General features: G+C 69.6%; 14 protein-coding genes. 8 read left to right on the forward strand and 6 right to left on the reverse strand.

The window, feature by feature from the left end; genetic code table 11:
* Nucleotides 1-159: 159 nt before the first annotated feature.
* The gene (locus tag QE410_RS00550; RefSeq protein WP_307326658.1) at nucleotides 160-1,539 is read right to left on the reverse strand and encodes an MFS transporter; all 1,380 of its coding nucleotides are present in this window, start codon (nucleotides 1,537-1,539) and stop codon (nucleotides 160-162) included.
* A gap of 118 nt (nucleotides 1,540-1,657) precedes the next feature.
* Here QE410_RS00550 and QE410_RS00555 point away from each other — a divergent pair, with 118 nt between their 5' ends.
* Nucleotides 1,658-3,406, forward strand: coding sequence for a DEAD/DEAH box helicase (locus QE410_RS00555; RefSeq protein ID WP_307326659.1), 1,749 nt, complete (start codon nucleotides 1,658-1,660; stop codon nucleotides 3,404-3,406).
* 268 nt (nucleotides 3,407-3,674) lie between these two features.
* Here the strand turns inward: QE410_RS00555 and QE410_RS00560 are convergent, their stop codons facing one another.
* The 5 genes from QE410_RS00560 to QE410_RS00580 are packed head-to-tail and all read right to left on the reverse strand — an operon-like array spanning nucleotide 3,675 to nucleotide 9,086.
* Nucleotides 3,675-4,400 (reverse strand): HAD family phosphatase, encoded by a 726-nt coding sequence (locus QE410_RS00560; protein ID WP_307326660.1) that lies wholly within the window; start codon nucleotides 4,398-4,400, stop codon nucleotides 3,675-3,677.
* Nucleotides 4,397-5,740 (reverse strand): aspartate aminotransferase family protein, encoded by a 1,344-nt coding sequence (locus QE410_RS00565; protein WP_307326661.1) that lies wholly within the window; start codon nucleotides 5,738-5,740, stop codon nucleotides 4,397-4,399. Before QE410_RS00565 ends, QE410_RS00560 begins: the two co-directional genes overlap by 4 nt.
* A gap of 30 nt (nucleotides 5,741-5,770) precedes the next feature.
* Nucleotides 5,771-6,742, reverse strand: a complete 972-nt coding sequence (locus tag QE410_RS00570; protein ID WP_307326662.1) for a choline/ethanolamine kinase family protein — start codon at nucleotides 6,740-6,742, stop codon at nucleotides 5,771-5,773.
* Complete coding sequence (locus tag QE410_RS00575) at nucleotides 6,739-7,653, reverse strand: phosphotransferase family protein (RefSeq protein WP_307326663.1); 915 nt, start codon at nucleotides 7,651-7,653, stop codon at nucleotides 6,739-6,741. The genes QE410_RS00570 and QE410_RS00575 overlap by 4 nt, the downstream gene beginning before the upstream one ends.
* Complete coding sequence (locus QE410_RS00580; RefSeq protein ID WP_307326665.1) at nucleotides 7,650-9,086, reverse strand: amidase family protein; 1,437 nt, start codon at nucleotides 9,084-9,086, stop codon at nucleotides 7,650-7,652. The genes QE410_RS00575 and QE410_RS00580 overlap by 4 nt, the downstream gene beginning before the upstream one ends.
* A 174-nt stretch (nucleotides 9,087-9,260) precedes the next feature.
* Between QE410_RS00580 and QE410_RS00585 the strand changes: the two genes are divergently transcribed.
* The 7 genes from QE410_RS00585 to solA all read left to right on the forward strand — a co-directional run bounded on the left by QE410_RS00585 (nucleotide 9,261) and on the right by solA (nucleotide 16,740).
* Entirely contained in the window at nucleotides 9,261-10,043 is a 783-nt protein-coding gene (locus QE410_RS00585; RefSeq protein ID WP_307326666.1) for a GntR family transcriptional regulator, read from the forward strand.
* A gap of 103 nt (nucleotides 10,044-10,146) precedes the next feature.
* On the forward strand, nucleotides 10,147-10,389 hold the full coding sequence (locus QE410_RS00590; RefSeq protein WP_307326669.1) for a hypothetical protein: 243 nt from the start codon (nucleotides 10,147-10,149) through the stop codon (nucleotides 10,387-10,389).
* Entirely contained in the window at nucleotides 10,389-11,963 is a 1,575-nt protein-coding gene (locus tag QE410_RS00595) for a sodium:solute symporter (protein WP_307326671.1), read from the forward strand. The genes QE410_RS00590 and QE410_RS00595 overlap by 1 nt, the downstream gene beginning before the upstream one ends.
* Nucleotides 11,964-12,044: 81 nt before the next feature.
* Nucleotides 12,045-12,833 (forward strand): SDR family NAD(P)-dependent oxidoreductase, encoded by a 789-nt coding sequence (locus QE410_RS00600; protein WP_307326672.1) that lies wholly within the window; start codon nucleotides 12,045-12,047, stop codon nucleotides 12,831-12,833.
* A gap of 55 nt (nucleotides 12,834-12,888) precedes the next feature.
* Nucleotides 12,889-14,382, forward strand: a complete 1,494-nt coding sequence (locus QE410_RS00605; protein WP_307326674.1) for an amidase — start codon at nucleotides 12,889-12,891, stop codon at nucleotides 14,380-14,382.
* A 34-nt stretch (nucleotides 14,383-14,416) separates the two neighbouring features.
* Nucleotides 14,417-15,583 carry a tyramine oxidase subunit B gene (locus QE410_RS00610; RefSeq protein WP_307326675.1) on the forward strand — a complete coding sequence of 389 codons (1,167 nt, stop codon included), beginning with the start codon at nucleotides 14,417-14,419 and terminating at the stop codon, nucleotides 15,581-15,583.
* Nucleotides 15,580-16,740 carry an N-methyl-L-tryptophan oxidase gene (gene solA / locus QE410_RS00615; protein WP_307326676.1) on the forward strand — a complete coding sequence of 387 codons (1,161 nt, stop codon included), beginning with the start codon at nucleotides 15,580-15,582 and terminating at the stop codon, nucleotides 16,738-16,740. The genes QE410_RS00610 and solA overlap by 4 nt, the downstream gene beginning before the upstream one ends.
* Nucleotides 16,741-16,859: the final 119 nt, after the last annotated feature.

Here is a 16,859-nt window from a genome sequence, read left to right on the forward strand (position 1 = left end):
GTCCGCGGCATCCATCCCGCCGGTCGGCGCGCCGCGGCGGCCGGCCCGCCCGGGCATATCGCGCCCAGATCACGTGATCTCGTCGAGTCGACGTGGCGGAGCGTGTGGCTTCGTCGAGATCACGTGACGTGGGCGGCGCGCGCAGCTCCGCGGCGACGATCAGCTGATGACGGCACCCTTCGTCTTCACCGGGAGCATCAGCAGCAGGCCCGCGGCGAGGATCAGCACGATGCCCAGGATGCCGAGACGTGTGTCGCCGGTCAGCCCGACGAACAGGGCGAACAGGCCCGGCGCGAGAAACGACACCGCGCGGCCCGTCGTCGCGTACAGGCCGAAGATCTCACCCTCGCGGCCTGCCGGAGCCACCCGCGCGAGGTACGAACGGCTGGCGGACTGCACCGGCCCGACGAAGGCGCCGAGGCCGAGTCCGACGATCCAGAAGCCGACCTGCGAGGTGCCGATGACGAGCATCACGGTACCGAGGACGATGAGACCGGCGAGCGAGACGAGGATCACGTGCTTAGGGCCGAAGCGGTCGTCGAGGCGCCCGGCGAGCATCACGCTGACGCCCGCCACGAGGTTCGCCGCGACCGCGAAATACAGCACCTCGGTCGAGCTGAACCCGAACACCTGCGCCGCGATGATGGCGCCGAAGGTGAAGACGCCCGCGAGCCCGTCGCGGAAGACCGCGCTCGCCACCAGGAACAGCAGCACCTGGCGGCTGTCGCGCCAGAGGGAGCGCAGCGTGCCCCAGAGCACCACGTACGACCGGAAGAAGCCGACGCGCACCTGACGGCGCTGCGCGGGGATCTCCGGCACGCGCAGCAGCACTGGGATGGCGAAGACAGCGAACCAGATGGCGGATGCCAGCACGGCGAGGCGGATGTTCAGACCGCCCTCCTTGCTCACGGCGAGCAGGCCCCCGGCATCCGGATTCCCGAAGCTCTGGATGAACAGCACCAGAAGGAGCAGGAGCAGCACGATGCCGCCGACATAGCCCATGCCCCAGCCGAATCCGGAGACGCGGCCGATGTTCTCGCGCGTGGAGACCTGCGTGAGCATCGCGTAGTAGTTGACGCTGGCGAATTCGAAGAAGACGTTGCCGACGGCGATGAGGGTGGCGCCGAGCACCAGATACTCCGGCGTCCCCTCGACGAACACCATCGCGGCCATCGCCAGCACCACGAGCGCGGTGTTGACGCCCAGCCAGAGCTTGCGGCGTCCCGTGCCGTCGGAGCGCTGCCCGAGCACGGGAGCCACGAGCGCGACCACGATGCCGGCGACCATGAGCGCGACACCGACCACGCTGGCGTTCTCGGCGAGGGCGCGCACGAGCGCGGGGTCGGTGTCATCGCCGTTGGCCGCCGCCACCACCGCGGGGTCGACGAACAGCTCGCTCGCGAGATACGTGCTGAAGACGAAGGTCGTCACCACCGCGTTGAACGCAGCCGAACCCCAGTCCCACAGCGCCCAGGCGAGCACGGGACGGCGGTCGGAGGTGGGGGTGAAGATGGCGCCGGGGGGAGGTGTCACGGTCACGCTGAGGTCCTCTATCGTGCGCCCGGCCGAGCCGGGAGACCACTGCGCCGACAGTGGCGCGCGCGTTCAGGTTATCCCCACGCCCGCACGGCGAGGCCAGGCGGACTACCGTGGAGTCATGGCATCCGAAACCCCCGTCGACTCCGCTGAGGCGGAGACCGCTCCCGCGCAGCTCACCTTCTCCGATCTGGGTCTGGATGCCAACGTGCTCAAGGCCCTCAAAGACGTCGGCTACGAGACCCCCTCCGCCATCCAGGCGGCCACGATCCCGGTGCTGCTGCAGGGCCGCGACGTCGTCGGCCTCGCCCAGACCGGAACCGGCAAGACCGCGGCCTTCGCGCTGCCGGTGCTGTCGCAGATGGAGACCGGCCACAAGAACCCGCAGGCCCTCGTGCTCGCGCCGACCCGCGAGCTCGCGCTGCAGGTGTGCGAGGCGTTCGAGAAGTACGCCGCGCACATCAAGGGCGTCTCGGTGCTGCCCGTCTACGGCGGGCAGGGCTACGGTCAACAGCTGTCGGCGCTCCGCCGCGGCGTCGACGTGATCGTCGGAACCCCCGGTCGCATCATGGACCACCTCGACAAGGGCACGCTCGACCTCAGCGAGCTGAAGTTCCTCGTGCTCGACGAGGCCGACGAGATGCTCAAGATGGGCTTCGCCGAAGACGTCGAGACGATCCTCGCCGACACCCCCTCGACCAAGCAGGTCGCGCTGTTCTCGGCCACCATGCCGGCGCAGATCCGTCGCATCTCGGCGCAGTACCTCAACGACCCCGAAGAGATCACGGTCAAGACCAAGACCACGACCTCGGCGAACATCACGCAGCGCTACCTCGTGGTGTCGTACCAGCAGAAGATCGACGCGCTCACCCGCATCCTCGAGGTCGAGAACTTCGAGGGCATGATCGTGTTCACCCGCACGAAGAACGAGACCGAGACGGTCGCCGAGAAGCTGCGCGCCCGCGGCTACACCGCCGCCGCCATCAACGGCGACATCGCCCAGGTGCAGCGCGAGCGCACCGTCAACCAGCTCAAGAGCGGCAAGCTCGACATCCTCGTCGCCACCGACGTCGCCGCCCGCGGCCTCGACGTCGAGCGCATCAGCCACGTCGTCAACTACGACCTGCCGATCGACACCGAGTCGTACGTGCACCGCATCGGCCGCACCGGCCGTGCCGGCCGCACGGGGGATGCGATCAGCTTCGTCACCCCGCGCGAGCGTCGCATGCTCACCGCGATCGAGAAGGCCACGCGCCAGCCGCTGACCGAGATGTCGCTGCCGAGCGTCGACGACGTCAACGCCACGCGCCTCACCCGTTTCGACGACGCCATCACGGCTGCGCTCGAAGACACCGCCGCGATCGCGACCTTCCGCGACGTCGTCGCCCACTACGTCGCGCACCACGACGTGCCCGAGGCCGACGTGGCCGCAGCCCTCGCCGTCGTGGCGCAGGGCGACACCCCGCTGCTGCTCGAGGAAGAGACGATCCAGCAGCCGCGTTTCGACCGCGACCGCGACCGGTCAGACCGCTCGAGCCGCGAGCCGCGCGAGGGCGGTGACCGGCGTGGCGGTGGCGGACGCTTCGCGACCTACCGCATCGCCGTCGGCCGTCGCCAGCGCGTCGAGCCGCGCCAGATCGTCGGGGCCCTCGCGAACGAGGGCGGCCTGCGCCGCAACGACTTCGGGGCGATCCAGATCCGTCAGGACTTCTCGCTCGTCGAGCTGCCGGCCGACCTCTCGCGCGACACGATCGGCCGCCTCGCCGACACCCGCATCTCGGGCCAGCTCATCGACCTGCGCCTCGACCAGGGCGGGCGCTCCGCCAAGCGCAGCGACCGACCCCAGCGCCGCGACCGCGACCGCGACTGAGCCGCACCGTCGCGCCGCGTCGCGCTCGCCCGCGCGCCGGGTTCGGCATCTCTTCGTCGCCCCGTACCTTGTCGAGGTGCGGGGCGACGCCGTTGCCGGCTGCGGGTGTGCCGTCACCCTCGCTCGCGCGGAGGCTATGGGGTCGGGGCGGGCCGTTCCGTTCGGGACGGCACATCTCGCGCCTCGAACGTCGACTTGCATCCCGAACCAGCAGGTGGAAGTCGAGGTGCGGCCTCGTCATCGGGTCGGTGGTCCTGCGCGGGCGTTGTCACGGCGTCTTGTGAGAAGCGCCGCCTCCTGCGCGGTGGGGGAGGTGCGCGACCGGGGGTGTGCCGCGCCGAGCGCGGGCGTGGACGAGGGCGAGATCCTGCGCGGAGCGCCCGACGAGGGAATCCCAACGCACGTAGCCCGCATCGGGGAGAGGGGTCTCCGGGAGCGGCACCGCGATCACGGCGGCACCGGCGGCCACGGCCGACGCGACTCCCGGACCTGAGTCCTCGATGGCGACGCACTGCTCGATGTCGACCTCGAGAAGGGATGCCGCGAGCAGGTACGCGTCGGGCGCCGGTTTGCCGTTCGACACGTCATCGGTCGTGACGATGACGTCGAAGGCCTCGAACGGGATGGCGGCGACGACCTGTTGCACGAGCACGCGGGGCGACATCGTGACCAGCGCGGTGGAGACGCCCGCATCCCTCAGCTCCCGCAGGAGCTCGGAGGCCCCGGACTTCCACGGGATCGCGGTCTCGAGCTGTTCGCCCACCCGACCGACGACGCGATCGATGATGAGCCGCGGGTCGAGGTCGACCCCCGCCGCGATGAGGGTTGCCGCGAGGACCTCCATCGTGCAGCCCACGAGCGCCTTCTCGATGTCGTCCGTCCATGCCGCTCCGGACTGCAGGACGATGTCTCTTGCGGCGTCCGTGAAGAAGTCCTCGGTGTCGACGATGGTGCCGTCCATGTCCCACAGCACCGCGGCCAAAGCCGAGGTCACGAGGCCCGGGCCGAACGGTTCAGCGCCCGTTCGAGGCGTTCGAGGAGCAAGGCCGCATCGTCGGGGGTGTACGTGAGCATCGGCCGGATCTTCAGGGTGCTGCTGGTCGGCCCGCACACCGAGATGAGCAGACCTTCGTCCCGTGCGAAGTTGATGACGTCCTGCGCGAACCCTGACGCCGGCACGCGCGTCTGACGGTCCTCGACGAGCTCCACGCCGAAGTACACCCCGGCGCTGCGGATATCGCCGATGCGGTCGAATCGCAGGGCCATGTCGGCGATCCCGTCCCGCAGCATCTCTCCGATGCGCTCTGCGTTGGCGTCGAGCTGCCGGTCCACGATCTCGTCGAGCACGGCGCGGGCTGCGGCGATCGGAACGCTCGATCCGCCGAACGTGTTGAAGTACGGCACGGCGGCACCGAACGGGTCGAGCGTCTGCGAGGAGGCGACCATCGCGGCGACGGGGACGCCGTTGCCCATGGGCTTTCCCATCGTCACGATATCGGGGACCACCCCGTGCCGGGCGAAACCCCAGAACGCCTCGCCGACCCGCGCGAACCCCGGTTGCACCTCATCGGCGATGACGAGGGCACCCGCCGCGCGGGCGGCAGCGAACGCGGGCTCGAGGGTGTCCGTCGCGGGGAACACGCCGTCGGAGGAGAAGATCGAGTCGACGAGCAGCGCGGCGGCACGATGACCGCGTTCGGCCAGCCGATCGAAGGCCGCCGCGACGCGCGTGGCGAACGCCTCGGCGACAGTCCCGTCGTCACCGTGACGGTACGGATCCGGCGGCGCGATCGCGATGACGTCGTCGCGGAGCGGGCCGGCGGTTGCGGACGGCGACACGTCCGAGACGATCGACGTCGTGCCGTGGTAGGCCTCGGATGTGACGACGACACCGGTGCCGCCGGTGGTGTACCGCGCCACGCGCAGAGCCAGGTCGTTCGCCTCGGAGCCGGAGTTCGTGAACATCACCCGGTCCAGCGCGGCGGGCAGGGTCGAGAGCAGCCGCTCGGCGTAGTCGACAACGCCGTCCTGCAGGTAGCGGGAGTGCGTCGACAAGGCGGTCATCTGCTTCTGCACGGCCGCGACGACGGCGGGGTTGCCATGGCCGACGCTCGCAACGTTGTTGTACGCGTCGAGGTACTCGCGTCCGTGGGCGTCGTAGACGCGGGTGCCCTGCGCGCGCACGAGGTGCAGCGGCTCGCGGTAGAAGAGCCGGTAGCTCGGACCGAGCACGCGAGCGCGCCGCTCGACGAGCGCCCGGTCGAGCGGGTCGAGGCGGTCGATCGCATCGGCGCGGAAGCTGTTTCCGTCGAGGATGGATGAGGTGGTGTTCATCGGAACCTTTCTGCGTTCGCGGCGAATGGTCTACAGGGCGCCGAGCCAACCGCCCCAGCGGGGGTCGGTCATCTTGATCTGCGCCCGCCGGAGCTTCCACACGCCGTACTTGTGATAGTCGTAATCCCACCCGTCGTTCAGTTGCGCGTTCACGCAGCCCCACAGCCCCCACTTCACGTCGGCGAGGAAGCTGCAGACCTGCACGCGGGCGAGGGTCGACCACTCCGCGGTGCCGTAGAACTCCTCCACGCACTCGGTGAATCGGCGGTCGTCGTAGAAGAACTCGGTCGCCATCACGGCGAGCTCGTACGCGCGCTCGTTGTTCGACGAGAACTCGAAGTCCACCAGCCGCATGGGCCGTCCCTCGGCGATCAAGAAGTTGCCGGGCATCGGGTCGTTGTGACACGGCACGATGTCGAGCCCGCCGGCCGTCAGCGCCGACCGGGAGGCGCGGTACTCGCGCAGCAGCGCGGGCCAGAAGGACGGGAGCCGAACGCCGAGGTCGGCCGTCTGTGCGCGATGCTCCTCGATCATGTCGATGATCGTCTTCGTCGAGGGCAGAGTCTCCGCGCTGCCGAACGCACGGTAGAGGCCGATGATCTCACTCACGATGTCGGGGCGCTTCATGTCGCCGTTGGTGCACGCTCGGTATCCGTCGAGGAATTCGATGATCTCGACGCCCGTGGAGGGGTCGAAGTGCACGATCCGGGGGCTGATGCCCAGGGCTCCGGCCCGTTCGGCCGCCACGTGCGAGTTGCTCCGGTCGATGAACGTCTCGGAACCCGCCCCGGGAATTTTGAGGAAGAAGCTCGCGTCCTCGCCGTCGACGTCGATGCGCCAGTTCTCGTTCTGCAGCCCGCCGTAGATGGGCGTGTACCGGGCTCGACGTCCTCGCCACTGCGGGACGGCGTCGAGCGCGCGCTCGACGGCCTGCTCGCCGGTCGTGCGCGCGGCACCGCGTTCCGTACCCACCGAGACGGTGGCCGTATCCGTGTGCGTCATACGGAGACTCTCCTCAGCAACTCGTCGGTGCGTGTGCTCTGAAGGGCGCTGCGGGCCCGCAGGAATTGCCAGTCGCTGTACTTCGAGTACTCGAACGTTCCCGGGTCGAGCCGGTTCGCCAGAGCGCCGACGAGTGCCTGACGGACGATGTCGGCGTACCCGTACAGGAGACTGCGCGCGAACAGCGCGCGATCGTACCGCCCGGAGGCGATCTCGAACAGACGTCGAGCGTGGTCCTCGTCGTCGGCGAGTTCGACGATTGCGGAGCCGAGATCTTGGTACGGGTCCATGTAACCCGCCCAGTCCCAGTCGACGAGCAGGAGCGACCCGTCCCGACGATCCCGGAGCACGTTGGACACATTGCCGTCGCCGTGCCGGAACTCGACGTCTACTCCCACCGCGTCGATGCGCGACTCGGCCTCTTCGAGCACCCGGAACAGCAGGGCGGCGTCCGCAGGGAGGGTGACCTCGTGCCGGTGCAGCGCCGTGCGCAGCGCCCGGATGTCGTCGAAGACGCTCGCCGTCCGCGCGGACGACGGTTCCACCGCGCCGACCCGTGCACGCAGGGCGAGAATTGCCGCGGAGGCGTCGTCGTCCGCGAAGTCGCCCAGCGTCGCCGTCGCATGGCTGTCGGTGAGATCGGCGAAGGCGATCGCGTCGCCGGTGGGCGACACTGCGAGGACCGCCGGTCCGATGCTCGCGTCGCCCGCCGCCTGGGCCGCCGTGATGGTCCGGGCGAGGTCGAGGTAGACGCGCGCATGCGGGGCGTAGGTCTTCACCAGGCTCGCCCGGCCCAAGAGAAGGCCGCGGCATCGGGTCGAGTCGGCGCCCCACCAGCTGGGGCTCGCCATGGTGACGGTGGCCGCGGCGGCATCCTGCAGCGTCAGGGGCATCACCGGCGCCACGCTCATGGCTGCACCACCCACACGTCACCCGAAACCGGACGCGGCTCGAGCGGCCAGTCCGGCACCCGTCCGCGCGATCGTTCGAGCCACCCGGCGAGCGCCAGCACGGCGGAGTCACTGAACCTCGGCCCCGCCACCTGAACCGCCACGGGGTGCCCGCCGTCCTCTCCGAAGGGGAGGGAGAGGGCCGGCTGCCCCGTCTGGTTGAACCACGCGGTGAAGCTGCAGTGCTCCAGGGGGCGCTCGGGGATCATTCCCACGGACTCCGCAGGGAACGCCGCGGTCGGAAGCACGGGGGAGAGGACGACGTCGACGTCGTTCTGCGCCGCGGCGAACCGTTGCTGATCGGCGGCGACGCGCAGGAGCGCTCGCTCGTAGTCGGTCGCGCTCAGCCGACGGGCGTTCGCGGCCCACCGGACGAGCGGGGCGAGCACGGACTCGCGGCCCTCTGCCGTGTGCGCCTCCCACTCGGCCAGCGCACGGACCAGGTAGAGCGCGTCGAGGGCGTCGTACGCGTCGGGGGCCAGGGGGGAGCGCATCGGCACGATCTCCGCCCCGGCGCCCTCCAAGGCGCGGGCGGCGGCGTGCACGGTGCGCAGCGTCGGGTCGTCGGCGGGGATGCCGTATCCCATCTCGGTGAGCAGGCCGACGCGCAGAGTGGACACATGATCGTCGGTGAAGGCGTCGACTCGGCCCCCGGCGTCCGGAGCGAGTGCGAGGGTGTCACGCGGGTCGAAACCGGAGACGACGTGGAAGACATCCACCACGTCGGCGACGGAGCGCGCCATCGGTCCCGCCGATCGCACGGTGCTGGGCGCGAGGTGCGGGACCCGGCCCTGCGTGGGCTTGAGCGCCACGATGCCGCAGTGCGCGGCCGGAAGGCGTACCGAGCCGGCGATGTCCGTTCCGATCGCCGCCCAGGTGAGTCCCGCCGCGAGGGAGGCACCCGCCCCGGAACTGGATCCGCCCGGACTCGCGGCGAGGTCCCAAGGGTTGCGCACGATCCCGTAGAGGGAGGACACCCCCGAGGCGAGCATGCCGAAGTCGGGCATGGAGGTCTTCCCGACGATGACGGCTCCCGCTTCCCGCAGTCGTTGCGCCGGCGGCGCGTCCACGGTGGCCACGGGCAGGTGCTCGTTCGGTTTCGTGCCATGACGCCACGGAAGGCCGATTGCGTTGATGCTGTCCTTCACCGTGACCGGCACGCCGTCCAGCGCCCCGCGCGGCTCGCCCGCGGCCCAGCGCCGCGCGGACTGCTCGGCAGCGGCGCGCGCACCGTCCACATCGACGTACGGCACCGCATTGATGAGGGGGTCCACCGCGGCCCGGTGCTCCCAGGTGGCTTCGAGCGCATCGACCGGGGTGAGGTCACCGGCGGCGAACGCCGCGGTCAACTCCGAGATGGGCCGACCGAGATGAGAAAAGGAGGAGGAAGCCATGGCACCAGCGTCCGCCGCGACCATTTCTGGTCGACCAGACCAATGTAAATCCGGCATTACGTTCCCGGGGCCGCCGCCGTTCGAGTGGGAATCTATGGGGCGTGAGAGGCCGAGAATGACGCGGATCCGGGCGCATTCCGCCCCTCGGTGAGAGCAGGGATGGCGTGATGCGACGTGACCGCTGACAGGACCTTTGCGACCATTTGTCGGCTGGCGGACGATCTCGAAGCGCGCGGCTTCGCGAAACTCCCTCCGGAACGTCAGCTCGCCGAGCGTCTCAACACCTCGCGGTCCTCCGTCCGCCGTGCGTTGGAGAGGCTCGAAGGCGACGGCCGCATCCGGCGCGTGCGCGGGCGGTCCGGGGGAGCGTTCCTGCGGATGGTGGAGTCGACCCCGGACGCCACTATGGAGGACGACGCGGTCGACGGGGCGACCCGGCTCGTCGAGCGTCCGCTCGAGACCGTGGTCGGCCTTCCCCAGATGCTTCGCGCGCAGGGGTTCGAGTCGGGCACCCGCGTCATCTCCGCGAGCTTCGAGCACCCCTCCGACGTGGAGCGTGCGTACTTCGACATCTCGGCGAGCGATCTCGTCGCGGCCGTGCTGCGATTGCGGTTCGCCGACGGCGACACGCTGTCGCTCGAGTCGTTCCGCGTGCCGGCCGCGCGCTTCCCGGGCCTGCTCGAGAGTCGGCTCTCGGAGTCGATGTACGAGCTGCTCGAGCAGAAGTACGGTGTGCACCCGGCGCACGCGCACGAACACATCCACGTGACGACGGCCAGTCCCCGGACCGCGGCTTCTCTCGGAATCGCGGTCGGGGCGCCGTTGCTCAAGGTCGTGCGATTCGCGGAGGACCAGAATGGCCGACCGTTCGAGCGTTCGATCGACCTTTTCCGGGCGGATCGGACCGTCCTGTCGGTGACCGCGCACCAGGTCGGGTGGGACCCTTCGCACATGTAACAGCGTCGTTACGGCTGAAAAGGCGACCAGTAATGGTCCGATTTCAAACTGAGTTCGCGCTCCCGAACCTCCCATTTCTCATTCTCAGAAAGGAGGCGCGAACATGGTCACTCTCGTCAGAAAACTCGACCGCCGCGTGATCAACACGGCATTCGGCATGGTCTACGGATTCGCGCTGCTCATGGCGCTCTTCCCGCCGCTCTACCTCGCCGCCAGCGGCTCTACCGCCGCGTTCCTCGGCATCCCATGGGCGATCTTCTATTGGATCGTCAACGCCGCCCTCGTCGGTCTCGCGCTCACCGCACTGTACGTCGTCGAGCAGATCCGGGGCGAGGGGGACGACTGATGGCCATCATGCTCGGAATGCTCCTCGCCTTCTATGGCGTGGTCATCGCCATCCTCTACATCACGAAGCAGAAGACGGCGCCCACCTTCGACGAGTATTCGGTCGGCGGTCGCAGCTACGGCACCTGGTTCGTCGCCATGTCGTACATCAATTCGTGGTGGCCCGGCTCGACGTTCATCGCGTTCTTCGGCCTGGCCGCAGGTGCCGGCGTCTTCGGGCTCTACGCCCTGGCCTACTCCACCCTCGGCGTCGCCTTCATGTACCTGATGGCGACGCGCGCCTGGCGCTGGGGCAAGGCCTACGACCTGCGCACGCAGCCCGACCTCCTGCGCATCCGCTTCGGCTCGAACGCCGTGCGCGTCGTCGCCAGCATCATCGGTGTCGTCTCGCTCTTCCCGTGGGTGGTCCTGGGCATGCAGGCGCTGGGCACCCTGTTCGAGATCGCGAGCGCCGGCACCTGGTCGGTCATCGCCTCGCTGGTGGTCGGGCTGGTCGTCATCCTGATCCGTCAGATCTGGACGGTCCAGATGGGTATGCGCGGCCTCATCATGACGGACATGTTCCAGGGCTTCGTGGCCTACATCGTCTCGGGCATCGTCTGCGCGATCATGCTCACGGGCGCCTTCAACAGTCCGATCAGCTGGTCCGACCTCGGACGGGTGGGGGAGAAATTCCTCACGTTGCCCGGTGATGGCGACACGTACGGGCCGTTCTACATCTCGGCCCTCATCTTCACCGGCGTCATCGGCTCGCTCTGCTGGCCGACCAGCTTCCAGCGCATCTACACCGCCAGCAGCGTCCGGACGGTGAAGAAGGGCACGCTCGCCACGATCCTCGTGTCGGCGACCTTCTATACGGTCCTGATGCTCGTCGGAATCGCCGCGGTCAACATCCCCGAGGTGGCCGCGGCGCCGCAGGAAGCCTGGTTCACCCTCATGGAGCAGTTCGGTGGAACGTGGCTCCTGGGTCTGGCGGTCGTCGTGGTGTTCGCCGCGCAGATGGGTCACACCGATGCCAGCGTCCAGGTGGCGGGCCTCCAGGTGGCGAACGACATCGTGGCCACCATCCGCAAGCGGCCGCTCTCCGACAAGCAGCTCACGCTCATCTCCAAGGTCAGCATGGTGGTCTACATGCTGCTGGCCGGCGTGCTCGCCTTCGCCACGTTCGACTTCGATCGCCTGCAGCTGCTGGCGCAGATCTCCTACCAAGGCATCATCCAGCTGGCGGTGCCGCTGTTCTTCGGCATCTTCTGGCGCGGCGGCAACCGGCACGGCGCGCTCTGGGGCATGGTCTCCGGGTTCGTCATCGCCGCCGTGCTGACCGGGGTCTACCCGGACGACATCCCTGCGCTCGGCAGCCTGACCAGCGGCATCGTCGGGCTCATCGTGAACGCCGTCGTCTTCCTCGTGGTCTCCGCGATCACCGGACGCACCGACGAGGAGCGACTGCGCGTGGAGGCGATGTTCCGGGTCGCGGAGAGCGGCGAGCGCGCGCTCGTCGCGCCCGACGACGTCCAGCCGGTGTCGGCTGCTCCCGCCGACGCGCTGGTGGAAAGGACCAAGGATGCCGAATGACATCCAGCCGTGGCGGCCCCGGACCGGGGCCGCCACGGCGGTCGCCCCCGGCGCCGCAGACCACGGGACGGAGGCAGGACGATGATCGATCTGTCCGGAAAGACCGCGCTCGTCACCGGAGGATCCCGCGGGATCGGGCGGGCCGTCTCGATGCGCCTCGCTCAGGCGGGCGCCTCCGTCGTGATCCTCGACCGTTCCGACTGGTCGCTGCCCGAGGACCGCTCGTGCTCGGGGGCGATCCGCGCCCGCGGCGGGCGTGCGGAGTCCCGAGAGCTCGACGTCGCGGACTCGGCCCAGGTGGACGCCGTGATCGGTGCCATCGCCGCCGAACGTCCGATCGACATCCTCGTGAACAACGCCGGTGTGCTGCACTCCGGCACCACGACCGAGACGACCGACGAGGTGTGGCGCCACCAGTTCGCGGTGAACGTCGACGGCACCTTCTTCTGCACGCGAGCGGTGATCCGCACGATGCTGGCTGCGGACCGCGGCGGGAAGATCGTGAACGTCTCCTCCATCAGCGGACTGCGGGCGAACCCGGGCTTCGCCGCGTACTGCGCGAGCAAGGCCGCGATCGTGAATCTCACCCGCCAGGCGGGCATCGATTACGCCGCTCAGGGCATCAACGTCAACGGTGTCGCTCCGGGGTTCGTCGAGACCGACATGACCTCGATCTACGGCCCCGACATCCGTGCGGCGCTGGAGGGGCAGACGCCCAACGGGCGTTGGGCGACGCCGGAGCAGATCGCGGACTCCGTGCTCTTCCTCTCGTCGCCGCTCGCCGACCACATCTGTGGCGAGATCCTCGCCGTGGACGGCGGGTGGCTCGTCGGGACCCCCGTCGTCGTGCCGACCGCCGCCGTCTCCTGAGTGTCACGACATCGTCGGACTCCTTCCCACCTCCACCCGTCACGAAGGGACTCCCATGACATCGACAGACTCGACGACCACCGCGCCGACCGAAGGCGGCACCGCACACACCTCCGCCGAACGACCGCGACTGACTGCGGACGAGTACGCGTGGCTCTCCGCGAGGCAGATCGCGGCGCGGATCTCCGACGGAGAGCTGACCGCGGTCGAGGTCGCTGAAGCCGCCTGTGCGCGCATCGAGCAGATCAACCCGGCCCTGAACGCCTATGTCTTCTTCGACCGGGCTCAGGTGCTGCGCGATGCGGCGGACCTCGACGCGAAGCAAGCCTCCGGCGCCCCGCTCGGACCGCTGCACGGAGTGCCGTTCGCCATCAAGTCGCTCACCTCGGTGGCGGGCCTGCCCGCCACGCACGCCATGAAACCTTTCGCCCACGAGATCGCCGAGCGCGACGCTGTCGTGGTCACGCGACTCAAGGATGCCGGCGGCCTCTTCACCGGACTCACCAACGCGCCCGAGGCGGGATACTACGGCGGCACGGACGGGCACCTGTACGGCCCCACGCACAACCCGTGGAAGCGGGGGTTCACGGCGGGAGGCTCGTCCGGAGGATCGGCCGCCGCCGTCGCCGCCGGGCTCGTCCCCCTCGCGGAGGGCGCCGACGGGGCGGGATCGGTCCGGATCCCCGCGGCCATGTGCGGCGTCGTCGGGCTGAAGCCCTCGCTTGGGCGGATCCCGCACTCGCTGCTCCCCGCGAGCTACGAGACGTGGGTCTTCCACGGCCCCCTCGCCCGCGACGTCGCTGACGCCGCGCTCATGTACGACGTCATGGCGGGATTCGACCCGTCCGACCCTTTGAGCCTGCCGGCGGAACCGGCCCGCCGAGAGGATGCCTCGACGTCGCTCGCCGGGTGGCGGGTCGCATACTCGCCCGACCTCCACGTCGGGTACGTCGACCCGGAGGTGGCGCGCATCTGCCGCGAGGCGGTCGCCGCGTTCGAGGAGCTCGGCGCGACCGTCACCGAGGCGACTCCGGACTGGGGACAGCCGGAGCAGGCGATGTGGGAAGGCATCTGGGTGCCCGGCTTCGCCTCCGACTACGACGTCTTCCCGGACTGGCGTGCCATGAGCGGGCAGGTCGATGACCGTCTGATCGAGATCCACGAACAGGCCGCATCGCTGACGGCCGTCGAGATCAGTCGCGCGCAGGTGTTCCGCTCCAAGATGTACGCGACCTTCGTGGAGTTCATGCGCGAGTACGACCTGCTCGTCTCTCCCACACTGGCGTCGGCGGCATTCCCGCTGTCGCAGTTCGCACCGTCGTGGCTCGAAGACGCGCCCTTGCGGAGCCAGCTGCTGGGGTGGCTGCTCACCTACCCGTACAACCTTCTCACCTCGCCCGCCATCACCGTCCCCGCGGGCTTCACGGCGGACGGCCGCCCCGTGGGCCTCCAGATCGCGGCGCGGCATCGCGCCGACGGCGACGCCCTCGCGGCCGCCGCCGCCTTCGAGTCCGTCCGCCCCTGGTCTGCCGCGCGCCCGGTGCTGTGACCCCGCCCCCCCCGACCCAGAACGGAACACACCCATGAACACCGCCGTTGACGCGACAGGTACCTCCACCGATCCGAGCACACGGATCGACTTCCTCTATTTGTCCGAGCCCGACATGGTCGCGGCCGGAGTGACGGACATGGCCGCGTGCGTCGACACGATGGAACGGATGTTCCGAGTGCTCGGCGCGGGCGACTACCGGATGGCGGGCAAGAACGCCGATTCGCACGGTGCGATGGTCACGTTCCCCGACGCCCCGCTGTTCCCCCGGATGCCGCGCAACGCCGAGGACCGGCGGTTCATGGCGATGCCGGCGTACCTCGGCGGAGGTTTCCACGCCGCCGGGGTGAAGTGGTACGGATCCAACGTCGAGAACAAGAAGGCGGGCCTGCCGCGCTCGATACACCTCTTCGTGTTGAACGACGTCGAGACCGGCGCTCCCGTGGCACTCATGTCGGCGAACTTGCTCAGTGCGATGCGGACGGGAGCAATCCCCGGTGTCGGCGCGCGACAGTTCGCTCGAGAGGACTCCCGGGTCGTCGGCATCGTCGGCCCCGGGGTGATGGCCCGCACCGCCCTGCAGTCCTTCATCGTGGCGCGACCCGGCATCGAGCTCGTCAAGGTCAAGGGCCGCGGCGCCCGCGGCGAGCAGGCGTTCCGGGAGTGGGCGGAGCGCGAGTTCCCCGGTCTGCGGGTGGAGATCGTCGCGACCAACGAGGATGCTGTTCGCGATGCCGACATCGTCACGTACTGCACGACCAGCGGCGGCACCCCGGAGAACTACCCGGAACTGCGGCGGGAGTGGGTCGCCCCCGGCGCGTATCTCGCCATGCCGTCCTCGGTGCGGCTTGACGAGGCGTTGCTCGCCCCCGACGTCCGCAGGGTGGTCGACAACACGGGCCTCTACGAGGCGTGGGCCGACGAGTTCCCCTACCCCACGTACGCGTCCATCCCGATCGTCGGATGTCACTTCACCGATCTGATTCACGAGGGCCGCATGGCTCCCGAGGAGATGGAGGACATCGGGAAGATCCTCGCGTCGGGTGAGGGCGGCCGCCGCAACGACGAGGAGATCGTGCTCTTCTCGATCGGGGGCATGCCCGTGGAGGACGTGGCATGGGCGACGCAGGTGCTCGCGAATGCGCGGGATCGAGGGATCGGCACCCCCCTCAACCTGTGGGACGTCCCGGTGCTCGCGTGACTGCCGACCGGATCCCGACCGCCGACGTGGTCGTCGTCGGAGCCGGGACCGTCGGCGCGATGACCTTGTGGCACCTCAGCCGTGAGACGGGGACGCGCGTCGTCGGGATCGAGCAGTACGGTCGCGCGCACGGGCGCGGCTCGTTCGCGGGGGAGTCCCGGCTGTTCCGCGTCGCGTACAAGGAGGGGGACGTCTACGTGCCCCTCCTCCGCGAGGCCCGCCGGCTCTGGCACGAGCTGCAGGACGAGGCCGACCGATCGCTGTTCCTGCCGGTGGGGGCGCTCAGCATCGGCGCGCCGGATCAGCCGGAGATGCAGGCCACCCTCGCGACGATCGCGAGCCACGACCTCCCGCACCGCGTCCTCGACCAGCACGATCTTCGCGAAGCCTTTCCGCCGCACGCCCCGCGCGAGGGCGACATCGGAATTCTCGACACGCAGGGCGGCGGTCTGCGTCCGGAGGCATCCGTCCTCGGGGCGCTCGATCTCGCGGAGCGAGCGGGCGTCGACATGCTGTACCACTGCCCGGTGCTCGACATCGAGGTGCAGCGCGGGGGAGTCGTCGTCCGCACGGCCCAGGGAGAGATCTCCGCCGGCGTCGTCGTGATCGCGGCCGGCTCGTGGGCGTCCGAGCTCGTCCCCGCGCTGGCGGAGCTGGTGAGCGTGCGCCAGCTGGCTCTGACGTGGTTCATGCCGCGTGACATCCGCGCGTACGAGCCGGAGCGGTTCCCCGTCTTCATGCGGGACATCGGCACGGCGCACGTCTTCGGCGCGCCGACGCTCGACGGCTACAGCGTGAAGGTCAGCCCCGGACACGACGGTATGGCGCAGGGGCGGCGGGTCGCCGATCTCCCTACCACTCTGTCGTCGCGGCAGCTACGGCTGCTCGGGCTGCGCGTCCGGGAGTTCTTCCCCGACATGAATCCCGAGCCCGTCCGGTTCAGCTCGCATCACGACGCCTACACGGCCGACCGTGTCCCGATCATCGACCGCAGCGCCGAGGGGCGAGTGGTCACGGTCACGGGCTTGTCGGGACACGGGTTCAAGTTCGCCCCCGTCTTCGGTCGCCTGGTGCGCGATCTCGTCGTAGACGGGCGCAGCGCCGACCTGCCCCCGTCGTTCTCGCTTGCGGAGCATCTCATCCGCCGGGCGGGCTGAGGGGCGGACCGTCTGCCAGGGCGCCACCTCCGGCCCGAGTGCGTACGACCCGGTCGGCGGGGAAGCCGCGCAGGCCCGAAGCGCTGCCGTCCTTACCCGCTTCGGTGTAGTCGGCGGTG

Origin of the sequence: Microbacterium sp. SORGH_AS_1204 (assembly GCF_030818935.1) — a bacterium.
Taxonomy (GTDB): domain Bacteria; phylum Actinomycetota; class Actinomycetes; order Actinomycetales; family Microbacteriaceae; genus Microbacterium.